The following is an 11,666-nucleotide window of genomic DNA, read 5'->3' on the forward strand; positions in this document are numbered from 1 at the left end:
TGCGGGGTTCGGGCGGCAGGTCGGGGCTGTCGTCGCAGACGGCGACGCGCAGGGTGGTGGGCCGCAGGAAGACGAGGACGGACGGCGCCGGGGAGCCGGCGTGCTGCCAGGCGTTGATGTACAGCTCGTGGAAGGCGAGTTCGGCGTCGGCGATGACGTCGGGCGGCCAGCCGGCCGAGCGGAGGTTGGCGCGCAGTTCGGCGCGGAAGGTGGAGCAGTCGGGCGGATTGAGGGCACGCACGGGAGACCTCCATGGGGAGAGGCAGGGAGGGAGGGGAGGAGAGAAGGACGACGGATGCGTCGCCGTGAACGAGGCCAGCCCGGACCTGGCTGCTCTGCGGTGCGAAATGGGCAGCATGCGCCTACTGCCCCAGGGAACAGGCGTTACTGACGATCCGTCTGATCGCTGTGGCATCGACCATAGCGCACGGAAGTATCTAATTTTTACGCTCGCGGGATATTCACCCTAGAGTGGTAACGGGGGCCGGAACGTCCCTCTCCGGTGGACCACCGCGTGGCCAGCGCGGCACACTTGGCCCGACCACGCCCTGGAAGGAAGCTATGCCTCCACGCCCGAACCCAACCATCCGCCAACGCAGGCTTGGAACGGAGCTGCGTCGGATGCGTGAGCAGGCAGGCCTTGGAGGATCCCAGCTCGGCCGTGCCGTCGGAATGAGTCCCGCCCAGGTGACTCAGATGGAGTCAGGGCGGATCGGTATCAGCGTCGAGCGCCTCCGCACCATCGCTGCGGCTTGCAACTGCGCCAATCGACCGTTGGTTGACGCGCTTGCCGATATCATCGGCGACCGGGGCAAGGGGTGGTGGGAGGCCTACCGGGAGGTCCTGACAACAGACTTCCTCGAAGTGGCCGAGGTTGAGTCACATGCGCAGGAAATCGCCATCTGCACCACGACGTACATCCCTGGGCTTCTGCAGACCGGTGCCTATGCGTCTGCGGTCTTCACTCGGCTCTACCCGCCACTGTCCCGAACCGAGATCGATGTCAGAACGGCCTTTCGTATCCAGCGGCAGCAGATCGTTCGCTCCGGCAGAACGTCTCTCCGCACGTACATCCATGAAGCGGCTCTTCGCATGCAGTTCGGAGGGCCGATAGTCCTCGCTCAGCAGCTTGAGGCGTTGATCGAGGACTCCACTCGGCCAGGAATCTCCGTAAGGGTGGTTCCGTTCGCGCTTGATACCTTCCCGGGCTCCGGCGAGAATCTAACCTTCGCCATGGGGATGGTTCCTGAGCTGGACACCGTGCAGATGGACGTCTCACAGGGCACCCTTTTCTTCGACTCTCCGGCAGATCTGGCCAAGCAACGGGTCATCTTCGATCGCCTGGACTCCACTGCGCTCTCCGAGGACGGATCGCGCGACTTCATCCGTTCCATCAAGAAGGAAATAGAGGCCAGTTATGCCTAAAGTCATATGGCAGAAGTCAAGCCACAGCGCGGCGAACAACGAGTGCGTCGAGGTGCGTGCAGGGGCCGGAGTGGTCGAAGTGCGTGAATCCGATGACCCCGCCACGATCCTCTGCACAACTCAGGCTGCCTTCGCCGACCTTCTCGTCAGCATCAAGGCCGGCGAACTCGACGATCGGGTCTGACCCGGGTGGCCCTCGCTCGACCGGAGCGAGGGCCACCCCGCACAGTGGCTGGTGGGGTGGCGGGGTTCGAGCAGGTTTCGAAGCCCGTCACCGGCAACGGAGCGGGAAGTCGGTTGACCCGACTTCCCGCTCCGTTGCGTGGGGGTCAGTTGTGGGCGTGGAGGTCGGCGTTGAGGCCGCCCCAGGAGCCGGTGCGGGCGATGACCTCGACGGCGCCGGTCTGGGAGTTGCGGCGGAAGAGGAGGTTGTCCTGGCCGGACAGCTCGACGGCCTTGGCCACGGTGCCGTCCGGGGTGGTGACCCGGGTGCCGGCGGTGACGTAGAGGCCGGCCTCGACGACGCAGTCGTTGCCGAGGGAGATGCCGATGCCCGCGTTGGCGCCGAGCAGGCAGCGCTCGCCGACGGAGACGACCTGCTTGCCGCCGCCCGACAGGGTGCCCATGATCGAGGCGCCGCCGCCGATGTCGCTGTGGTCGCCGACCAGGACGCCCGCGCTGATCCGGCCCTCGACCATCGAGGTGCCGAGGGTGCCGGCGTTGAAGTTGACGAAGCCCTCGTGCATCACGGTGGTGCCCACGGCGAGGTGCGCGCCCAGGCGGACGCGGTCCGCGTGGGCGATGCGCACGCCGGACGGCGCGACGTAGTCGGTCATCCGCGGGAACTTGTCGATCCCGTAGACGGCGAGCTGCCCGCCCTGGGCGCGCACGGCCAGCCGGGCCTGCTCGACCTTGTCCACCGGAACCGGGCCGATGCTGGTCCACGCCACGTTGGCCAGCAGGCCGAAGATGCCGTCGAGGTTCAGGCCGTGCGGCCGCACCAGGCGGTGGCTGAGCAGGTGCAGACGCAGGTAGGCGTCGTGCGCGTCGAGCGGCTTCTCGTCCAGCGAGGCGATGGTGGTGCGCACGGCGACCACCTCGACGCCGCGGCGGGCGTCGGCGCGCAGCGCCTCGGCGGCGCCCGCGCCCAGCTCGGCCTCGGCCTGCTCGGCGGTCAGGAGGACGGTCCCGGCCGGGCCGGCCCCGGCGGTCAGTGCGGGGGCCGGGTACCAGGTGTCGAGGACGGTGCCGTCCGCGGCGATGGTGGCCAGACCTGCGGCAACGGCGCCGCTCACGGGGGTGGTGGATTCTGCAGTCACATCGTGCACGTTAACGAATCCGGGCCGCCGTTGCCGAACACGCTCACCGTCCGGACCGGCCCCGTCGGCCGCGGGCGGCGACAAAATGCGGTGCCGGTGGAGCCGCTCCTCGGCAATACTCCGACGGGTGTTCATGTCGATCTCCACCACAGGTACCGCCGAGAGCCCGGCCACTGACCTGGGCTTTCTGCTGCACAAGCACCCCGCCAGGGTCCAGCGGTTCTCCACGGCGCACGGCGAGGCGCACGTCTTCTACCCGGAGGCGGGCGACGAGGCCTGCACGGCCGCGCTGCTGCTCGACGTCGACCCGATCGCGCTGGTCCGCAAGGGCCGGGGCAAGGGACGCGCCGGCTCGCCGGACTTCGCGCTCGCCCAGTACGTCAACGACCGCCCGTACGCGGCCTCCTCGCTGCTCGCGGTGGCGCTGCGGACGGTGTTCCGGACGGCGATGCAGGGTGTCTGCGAGGCCCGCCCCGGGCTGGCCGACCGGCCGCGCCCGCTGCGGATCGTGCTGCCGGCCGTGCCGGTCGGCGGTGCCGACAGCACGCGCGAGGGCTCCGCCGTGGCGATGGCGGTCCGCCTCTTCGAGCCGCTGGGCTGGCAGGTGGAGGCGTCGGCGATCCCGTTGGACGCGGCCTTCCCCGAGTGGGGCGACTCGCGCTACGTCCGGCTGGAGCTGTCGGCGGAGCGGGCCCGGCTGGCGGACGCGCTCCAGCAGCTGTACGTGCTGCTGCCGGCGATGGACGGTGCCAAGCACTACTGGGTCGCCCCGGACGAGGTCGACAAGCTGCTCGCGGCCGGGGAGGGCTGGCTGGCCGGTCACCCGGAGCGGGCCCTGATCACCCGACGCTACCTGTCGCGGCGCTGGTCGCTGACCCGGCAGGCGATGGAGCGCCTGGAGCTGGCCCGGCTGGCGGAGGCCGACGACCGCGAGGCCGAGGAGGTCGACAACGCGGTCGACGACGCTTCGGAGGAAGCCGAGCAGGAGCAGGAGCAGAACGAGCAGGAGCAGGAGCAGAACGAACCGCGCCCGCCCTCGCTGGCCGAGCAGCGCCGCACGGCGATCCTGGCCGCGCTGCGCGAGGTCGGCGCGGCCCGGGTGGCCGACCTCGGCTGCGGGCAGGGCGAGCTGATCGGCGCGCTGCTGAAGGACGCGAACTTCACCGAGGTGCTGGGCGTGGACGTGTCGGTGCGGGCGCTGTCCACGGCGGCCCGCCGGCTGCGGCTGGACCGGATGCCGGAGCGTCAGGCGAAGCGGGTGCGGCTGGTCCAGGGCGCGCTGACCTACACGGACGAGCGGCTCAAGGGCTTCGACGCGGCCGTGCTCTGCGAGGTGATCGAGCACCTGGACCTGCCGCGGCTGCCTGCTCTGGAGTACGCCGTGTTCGGCGCGGCCCGGCCGCCCGCGGTGGTCGTGACGACGCCGAACGCCGGGTACAACGTCCGGTGGGAGAGCCTGCCGGCCGGCCGTCTCCGGCACGCCGACCACCGCTTCGAGTGGGACCGCGCCGAGTTCCGCGCCTGGGCCGAACGGGTCGCCGCCGCGTACGGCTACACGGTCGACATCCGCCCGGTCGGCCCGCAGGACGACGAGGTGGGCGCCCCGACGCAGCTCGCCCTGTTCCGCCTCGGCGACACGACCGACCGCGGAGCGACGGCCACCCCGGCGACCACGAACAGCACGACGCCCGAAGGGGGCGAGACCCGATGACCGACGAGACCGACGCGACCCAGCCCGCCGACGCCGCAGCGGCCGCAGCGACCGAACCGGTCGCAGCGACCGAACCGACTGCACCGACCGAACCGACGGCACCGGCCACGCCGCCCGCCCCCCGCCGCCTGCCGGTGACGGACGTCTCCCTGGTCGTGCTGATCGGCACCAGCGGCGCCGGCAAGTCCAGCTTCGCCCGCAAGCACTTCCTGCCCACCCAGGTCGTCTCCTCGGACTTCTGCCGCGGCCTGGTGGCCGACGACGAGAACGACCAGTCCGCCTCCGCCGAGGCCTTCGACGTGCTCCACTACATCGTCGGCAAGCGCCTCGCCGCCGGCCGGCTGACCGTCGTGGACGCCACCAACGTCCAGCCGGAGGCCCGTCGGCAGCTGGTCCGGATCGCCCGCGAGCACGACGTGCTGCCGATCGCCATCGTGCTGGACGTCCCGCCGGGCGTCTGCGCCGAGCGCAACCGCTCCCGCCCGGACCGTCAGCTGCCCGCCCATGTGGTGCCGCGCCAGCACCGCGAGCTGCGCCGCTCGCTGCGCGGCCTGGAGCGCGAGGGCTTCCGCAAGGTGCACATCCTGCGCGGCGCGGCCGAGGTCGAGAGCGCCGAGATCGTGCCGGAGAAGCGCTTCAACGACCTGCGCCACCTCACCGGCCCGTTCGACATCGTCGGCGACATCCACGGCTGCCGCGCGGAGCTGGAGACCCTGCTCACCCGCCTCGGCTGGACGCTGGTGCGCGACGACGCCGGACGCCCGGTGGACGCGGTGCACCCGGACGGGCGGACGGCCGTCTTCGTCGGCGACCTGGTGGACCGCGGGCCGGACACGCCGGGCGTGCTGCGCCTGGTGATGGGCATGGTGGCGGCCGGGCACGCGATCTGCGTGCCGGGCAACCACGAGAACAAGCTCGGCCGCGCGATGAGCGGGCGCAAGGTCACCGTCTCGCACGGCCTCCAGGAGTCGCTGGACCAGCTGGCGGGCGAGTCCGAGGAGTTCCGGGCCGAGGTCCGGGCGTTCATCCGCGACCTGGTCAGCCACTACCTGCTGGACGGCGGCGCCCTCGTGGTCTGCCACGCCGGCCTGCCGGAGAAGTACCACGGCCGGGCCTCCGGCCGGGTGCGCTCGCACGCCCTGTACGGGGACACCACCGGCGAGACCGACGAGTACGGTCTGCCGGTGCGCTACCCGTGGGCGGAGGAGTACCGGGGCCGGGCGCTGGTGGTCTACGGCCACACGCCGGTTCCGGCGGCGAGCTTCCTCAACAACACCATCTGCCTGGACACCGGCTGCGTCTTCGGCGGCAGCCTGACCGCGCTGCGCTACCCGGAGCGGGAGCTGGTCGGCGTCGAGGCCGAGCGTGAGTGGTACGCGCCGGTGCGGCCGATGCACACCGACGCGCCGGGCGCCCGCGAGGGCCGTCCGCTCGACCTCGCCGACGTGGCGGGCCGCCGGGTGGTGGAGACCTCGCTGCACGGCCGGGTCGCGGTCCGCGAGGAGAACGCGGCGGCGGCCCTGGAGGTGATGAGCCGGTTCGCGATCGACCCCCGGCTGCTCGCCTACCTGCCGCCGACCATGGCGCCGAGCGCGACCTCGGGCCGGCCCGGCTACCTGGAGCACCCCGACGAGGCCTTCGCCGCCTACCGGGCGGACGGCGTCGAGCGGGTGGTCTGCGAGGAGAAGCACATGGGCTCCCGCGCGGTGGTGCTGGTGGCGCGGGACGGCGCGGCGCTGGAGAAGCGGTTCGGGTCGGCCGTCCCGGGCGCGATCTGGACCCGCACCGGCCGGGCCTTCCTCGGGGACGAGGCGCTCACCGCCGCGGTGCTGGACCGGCTGCGGGCGGCGGCCGAGCGGTCCGGGCTGTTCGAGGAGCTGCGCACCGACTGGCTGCTTCTGGACGCCGAGCTGATGCCGTGGTCGCTGAAGGCCGTCGAGCTGCTGCGCCGCCAGTACGCGGCGGTCGGCGCCGCGGCGGGCGCGGCGCTGCCGGAGGTGCTGGCCGCGCTGGAGCGGGCGGGCGGGCGTGGGCTGGACGTGGCCGAGCTGACCGGGCGCCAGCGGCGGCGCGCCGCCGACGCGCAGGCGTTCACCGAGGCGTACCGGCGGTACTGCTGGCCGACCGAGGGGCTGGCCGGGATCCGGCTGGCACCGTTCCAGGTGCTGGCCGCCGAGGGGGTGAACCTCGCGGTGCGTCCGCACGACGAGCACCTCGCGTGGATCGACCGGCTGGTCGAGGCGGACGAGGCGCACGTGGCCGATGCCGCGAACACGGCGGAGACCGCGGAGGCGGCCGACGCGGCGAACACGGCGGACCGCCCGACCACCCCGCTGCTGCACCGCACCGGCCGCCTGGTGGTGGACACCGCCGACGAGGCGTCGCTCGCCGCCGGTGTCGCCTGGTGGGAGCAGCTGACCGCGGCGGGCGGCGAGGGCATGGTGGTCAAGCCGCTGGCCTCGCTCGTGCGCGGCAAGGCGGGGGAGGGCCGGCCGGGCGGGCTGGTCCAGCCCGGGGTCAAGGTGCGCGGGCGCGAGTACCTGCGGATCATCTACGGTCCGGACTACACCGAGCACCTGGACCGGCTGCGCCAGCGCTTCCTCGGGCACAAGCGCTCGCTGGCGCTGCGCGAGTACGCGCTCGGGCTGGAGGCGCTGGACCGGCTGGCGGCGGGTGAGCCGCTCTGGCGGGTGCACGAGCCGGTCTTCGCCGTGCTCGCCCTGGAGTCGGAGCCGGTGGATCCGCGGCTGTAGCGGCGTCGGCGGGCAGGGCGGGCAGGGCGGGCAGGGCGGACAGGGCGGACAGGGCGGGCGGGCGGAAGGAAGCGGAAGTCGTTCGATCGGCAGTCTTGCATAGAAATTCTGAGCATCGTATAGACTTGCTACTTCTTTCCGCCCGCCCGCCCGAGACCGTCACCGTCACTGTCACCGTCACACCCAGGAGCCCGGCATGGCCTTCAACCTCCGGAACAGGCACTTCCTCAAGGAGCTCGACTTCACGGCCCAGGAGTTCCGCTTCCTGGTGGACCTCGCCGCCTCGCTCAAGGCGGCGAAGTACGCGGGCACCGAGCAGCCCCGGCTGCGCGGCAGGAACATCGCGCTGATCTTCGAGAAGACCTCCACCCGGACGCGCTGCGCCTTCGAGGTCGCCGCCCACGACCAGGGTGCCTCCACCACCTACCTGGACCCGGCCGGCTCGCAGATCGGCCACAAGGAGTCCATCAAGGACACCGCCCGGGTGCTCGGCCGGATGTTCGACGGCATCGAGTACCGCGGGCACGGCCAGTCGGTGGTCGAGGAACTGGCCGCCTACGCCGGGGTACCGGTCTGGAACGGCCTCACCGACGAGTGGCACCCGACCCAGATGCTCGCCGACGTGCTCACCATGATCGAGCACACCACCAAGCCGCTCACCGAGGTGGCGCTCGCCTACCTCGGGGACGCCCGCTCCAACATGGGCAACTCGCTGCTGGTCACCGGCGCGCTGCTCGGCCTGGACATCCGGATCGTCGCCCCGCGCGCGCTGTGGCCGGACGAGGAGGTGCGCAAGGCCGCGCAGGCGCTCGCCGAGGCCAGCGGCGCCCGGATCACCCTCACCGAGGACGTCGCCGAGGGCGTGGCCGGGGCCGACTTCCTCTACACCGACGTCTGGGTCTCGATGGGCGAGCCCAAGGAGGTCTGGGCCGAGCGGATCGCGCTGCTCAAGCCGTACCAGGTGTCGATGGAGACGGTGCGCGCCACCGGCAACCCGCAGGTGAAGTTCCTGCACTGCCTGCCGGCCTTCCACGACCTGGGCACGGTGGTCGGCCGGCAGCTGTTCGAGGAGACCGGCATGGCCGAGCTGGAGTGCACCGACGAGCTGTTCGAGTCGGCGCACTCCGTGGTCTTCGACCAGGCCGAGAACCGGCTGCACACCATCAAGGCCGTCCTGGTCGCCACCCTCGGCGACTGACGGCGACTGACGGCGACTGACGGCGACCGACGGCGACCGACGGCGGCGGCCGGCGCGCTACTGCTCCCCGCGCAGGTTCACGCAGGCGACCCGGTCGGCCGCGCCGTGCGCCCCGGCCGGGTCGCCCGCGTGCAGCACCAGCGAGCGCGCCCCACCCGGCCGGGGCCGCCAGGCCACCGCGGCGGCGGCGGTGCCCCCGCCCCGCGCGTCGGTGCGCAGGGTGAGCCGCAGCTCGTTGCGGTCGTTGGCGTACGCGGGGTCGGTGGACGGGCTGACCGGGTCCACCGCGTCCTGGTAGTGCGGGCCGGACGCGGCCGGGTCGGCCCCGCACGCGGCGGTGTGCAGGTGCACCGGGAACACGTGGTCGGCGGCGACCCCGGTCACGCTCACGGTCAGGACCGTCCGCCCGGGCAGCGAGCGGTCCGTCACCACCCGGACGTGCGAGCCGTAGGGCACCAGGTCCGGCGCGTGGCTGATCGCGGTCGGCGGGACGAACGCGGTGGCCGGGTCGAAGTCGGCCTCGGTGACCGTGGCCGGCAGCGCGACCGGCGCCAGCAGGGCGAACGGGAGCAGCGCGGCTGCGAACGGGGCGGCGGCGAGCGGAGCGGGCATCGGCGAACCTCTTCGAGTGGGGCGGGAGGTTGGACGCCCGTTCAACGCCGCGCGCCGCCCCCCGGACACGGCCCGGCTACCCGTCCGCCCGCCGGATCCCCCGGATCTCGCAGCGCGGCCCGCTGGCCCGCATCAGCCGCAGGTCGGCCGTGACCAGCGGCGCCCCGAACCGCTCCGCCACCGCCACGTACGCGGCGTCGTCCGGGGTGAGGTTGTCCTTCAGCTCCCAGATCCGCCCGAGCAGCGGCTCGACCGGGACCTTCCGGATCGCCAGCCCCGGCAGTGCGGCGGCGAGCTCGCCGACCCGTTCGGCGGTGAGCTCGCGCGCCAGGTAGAGGCCGCGCAGCGACTGCATCACCTCGATGACGACGTGCTCGGGTGCCACCCACTCGCCGCCCGCGGCCAGCTCGGCCCGGGCCGCCTCCCCGCGCTCGCCCTCGTCGGCCAGCGCCAGCACCAGCGCGGACGCGTCCACCACGATCATCGGTCGGCCCCCGTATCCGTTCCCGGCCTCTCACTTGCGGCTCACCGTACCGGTGTCGGCACGCCGGTCGGGGCGGAGGGTGCGCCGGCCGGGGCGGAGGGGGTCCCGGGTCCCGGGTCCTCGTTGTAGTACGGCTGGACGGCCTGTTCGGCCTGCTGCGCCGCCGCGGGGGTGATCCACTCCTGGAAGCGGCCGTCCATCGCGATGGCCTTGACCTGGTCGAGGGTGAGCGGCAGCCCGCTGCGGATCTGCTCGGGGGTGTCCGCGCCGGCCACCATCGCCGTGTTGTTGACGTTGACCAGGACCTGGGTGCCGTCCGGGCGCAGCAGGTCGGCGGTGCGGAAGAGCCGCTCGCCCTGGGCCAGCTCGGTGATCAGCAGACGGCTGCCGTCCGGGAGCGCGGCGTCGGAGCAGTACTGGTACTGGTTGGTCGCGTTGGCCTTGGCGCAGGAGTAGCGGTTGTCGAAGAAGGTGGTGAGCAGGTCCTGGTCGGAGCCCGGCTGTGAGGTGGCGAGGGCACCGATGCTGCCGTTGTCGGAGTCCGGTTGGGAGGGGAGGACGCTGATGCGGCTCTTGTCGGAGTCCGGTTGGGGGGTGAGGCGGACGTGGAGGCTGCCGTAGCCGCCGACCATGGTGACGGTGACGGTGGCCGGGCCGTTCCCGTCGTCGTAGAGGACGGAGCCGCTGCTGTTGACGCTGGGCAGGTCCGGTCCGCTCAGGAACGCGTGGTCGGCGTAGCGGATCGTCGACGTGATGACCGCGGAGCGGCCGGAGTAGCCGGAGGTGGTGGCGCCGGGCGGCAGGATCTGCAGCAGGGCGTGGACGGTGGCGCGGCCGGTCATGGCGACCTTGTCGGCGTTGGCCCCGGTGCCGGGACGCTGCTGCTCGGGGCCCGACGTGGGCTTCGGCAGCGGGGCCGGGAACGCGCCGCCCGCCGCGGGCGCGACGCCGGGCCTGTCGCCGGAGTGCAGGCCGAGCGTGCCGCCGACCGTCAGCACGGCGACGGTGGCGACCGCGCCGGCCATGGTGGCCCGGCGGCGGCGCCGGATGCGGCGGCCGTGCTCGGTGGCGCCGGCGATCAGCGGTCCGAGTTCGGCGCCGACGCCGCCCATCGCCCTCTCGAAGGTGTCGGAGAGCCCCTGGGTGTCCCGGGGGCCGTTCGGTGTGTCCATTGCTGGTTCCTCGGTTTCGTCGGGATGAGTCGGATGAGCCGGATGAGCTGGATGAGCCGGACAGACGGGATGGGCCGGATGAGCCGGACGGACGGAATGATTCGGATGAATCGGGTGCGGTGGACGGTGCGGGGGCCTCAGGAGACGGTGAGCTGCTCGGCGGCCTGCGGCCCGAGCACGCCGCGCAGCCGCCCAAGGGCGCGCAGCGCCTGGCTGCGCACCGCCCCGGCGCTGACGCCGAGTTCGGCGGCGGTCTCCTCGACGCTGCGGTCCTCCCAGTAGCGCAGCACCAGGACGGCCCGGTCCCGGCGTGACAGTTCGCCGAGCGCGGCGAGCAGGGTGACCCGCAGCGCCGGGTCGCCGGCCGCGGGCGCCAGGCCGCCGGGCGGCTCCGGCAGGTCGCCGATGGCGGGCCGTTCGCCGCTGCGCCGCAGCCGCCGGTGCGAGAGGTGGGTGCGGACGAGCACGCCGCGGGCGTAGGCCTCCGGGCTCTCGGCGCGGCGCACCTTGGGCCAGGCGGCGTAGAGCTTGGCGAGGGTGGTCTGGGTGAGGTCCTCGGCGAGGTGCCAGTCCCCGCAGAGCAGTAGCGCGGTGCGGAAGAGGTGCTGTCCGCGAGCCTGGGCGAAGGCCTCGAACTCGGCGTTCTCCCCGGTCCGTCGTGTCCTGCCGATCACGCTGTCCCCTGCCCCTCGCGCCTCGTGGACGGCGGCCGCGCGTCCCCTGTGCCCGGATAGACGCGTGAGCCCGGCGGGCGCGTTACGGGAGGGTTCGGCGGGGGTTCGGGGAGGATGCACCCGGTGGGGGCAGGCTGGAGGTGGTGCCGACGTGGCGGACGCCGCAGCATGCACTATGGTTTATCTCGACATCGAGATAACTCAGGCTTACGATATATCTCGACATCAAGATACTTGCCGAGAGGCGCTCACCGGCGGTGCGGGGAGGGTCCACCCAAGTAAGGGTGACCTTACCAGCGTGGCGGCCGGATACCGCAC

11 protein-coding genes are annotated in these 11,666 nt (G+C 72.7%); 5 read left to right on the plus strand and 6 right to left on the minus strand.

Features of this window, described 5'->3' with window-relative positions; genetic code table 11:
* Window positions 1-241 (minus strand): ATP-binding protein (locus tag ACFU9E_RS31715; RefSeq protein WP_380690257.1); only part of this gene is annotated, 241 nt, incomplete at its 3' end.
* 320 nt (window positions 242-561) lie between these two features.
* On the opposite strand from ACFU9E_RS31715, the gene ACFU9E_RS31720 reads away from it, so the two are divergent.
* Together ACFU9E_RS31720 and ACFU9E_RS31725 are read left to right on the plus strand one after the other, a co-directional pair.
* Window positions 562-1,425 (plus strand): helix-turn-helix domain-containing protein, encoded by an 864-nt coding sequence (locus tag ACFU9E_RS31720; RefSeq protein ID WP_380690259.1) that lies wholly within the window; start codon window positions 562-564, stop codon window positions 1,423-1,425.
* Entirely contained in the window at window positions 1,418-1,609 is a 192-nt protein-coding gene (locus tag ACFU9E_RS31725) for a DUF397 domain-containing protein (RefSeq protein ID WP_380690261.1), read from the plus strand. The genes ACFU9E_RS31720 and ACFU9E_RS31725 overlap by 8 nt, the downstream gene beginning before the upstream one ends.
* Window positions 1,610-1,754: 145 nt before the next feature.
* Here ACFU9E_RS31725 and dapD read toward each other — a convergent pair whose 3' ends face one another.
* Window positions 1,755-2,744 carry a 2,3,4,5-tetrahydropyridine-2,6-dicarboxylate N-succinyltransferase gene (dapD, locus tag ACFU9E_RS31730; protein ID WP_380684184.1) on the minus strand — a complete coding sequence of 330 codons (990 nt, stop codon included), beginning with the start codon at window positions 2,742-2,744 and terminating at the stop codon, window positions 1,755-1,757.
* Between the two features lie 127 nt (window positions 2,745-2,871).
* Here dapD and ACFU9E_RS31735 point away from each other — a divergent pair, with 127 nt between their 5' ends.
* The 3 genes from ACFU9E_RS31735 to argF all read left to right on the plus strand — a co-directional run bounded on the left by ACFU9E_RS31735 (window position 2,872) and on the right by argF (window position 8,406).
* The gene (locus tag ACFU9E_RS31735; RefSeq protein WP_380684185.1) at window positions 2,872-4,455 is read left to right on the plus strand and encodes a 3' terminal RNA ribose 2'-O-methyltransferase Hen1; all 1,584 of its coding nucleotides are present in this window, start codon (window positions 2,872-2,874) and stop codon (window positions 4,453-4,455) included.
* The gene (locus ACFU9E_RS31740) at window positions 4,452-7,208 is read left to right on the plus strand and encodes a polynucleotide kinase-phosphatase (RefSeq protein WP_380684186.1); all 2,757 of its coding nucleotides are present in this window, start codon (window positions 4,452-4,454) and stop codon (window positions 7,206-7,208) included. The genes ACFU9E_RS31735 and ACFU9E_RS31740 overlap by 4 nt, the downstream gene beginning before the upstream one ends.
* Window positions 7,209-7,404: 196 nt before the next feature.
* Window positions 7,405-8,406 carry an ornithine carbamoyltransferase gene (argF, locus tag ACFU9E_RS31745; RefSeq protein ID WP_380684188.1) on the plus strand — a complete coding sequence of 334 codons (1,002 nt, stop codon included), beginning with the start codon at window positions 7,405-7,407 and terminating at the stop codon, window positions 8,404-8,406.
* Window positions 8,407-8,463: 57 nt separating this feature from the next.
* On the opposite strand, the gene ACFU9E_RS31750 is transcribed toward argF, so the two are convergent.
* The 4 genes from ACFU9E_RS31750 to ACFU9E_RS31765 form a co-directional block, all read right to left on the minus strand.
* Entirely contained in the window at window positions 8,464-9,018 is a 555-nt protein-coding gene (locus tag ACFU9E_RS31750) for a superoxide dismutase family protein (RefSeq protein WP_380684189.1), read from the minus strand.
* 76 nt (window positions 9,019-9,094) lie between these two features.
* Window positions 9,095-9,502 carry a type II toxin-antitoxin system VapC family toxin gene (locus ACFU9E_RS31755; protein ID WP_380684191.1) on the minus strand — a complete coding sequence of 136 codons (408 nt, stop codon included), beginning with the start codon at window positions 9,500-9,502 and terminating at the stop codon, window positions 9,095-9,097.
* A gap of 41 nt (window positions 9,503-9,543) precedes the next feature.
* Window positions 9,544-10,674 (minus strand): hypothetical protein, encoded by a 1,131-nt coding sequence (locus ACFU9E_RS31760; protein ID WP_380684192.1) that lies wholly within the window; start codon window positions 10,672-10,674, stop codon window positions 9,544-9,546.
* Window positions 10,675-10,811: 137 nt separating this feature from the next.
* Window positions 10,812-11,348 (minus strand): SigE family RNA polymerase sigma factor, encoded by a 537-nt coding sequence (locus ACFU9E_RS31765; protein ID WP_380684193.1) that lies wholly within the window; start codon window positions 11,346-11,348, stop codon window positions 10,812-10,814.
* Between the last annotated feature and the right edge of the window lie 318 nt (window positions 11,349-11,666).

This window comes from Kitasatospora sp. NPDC057595 (assembly GCF_042800875.1).
In the GTDB taxonomy this organism is placed as follows: domain Bacteria; phylum Actinomycetota; class Actinomycetes; order Streptomycetales; family Streptomycetaceae; genus Kitasatospora.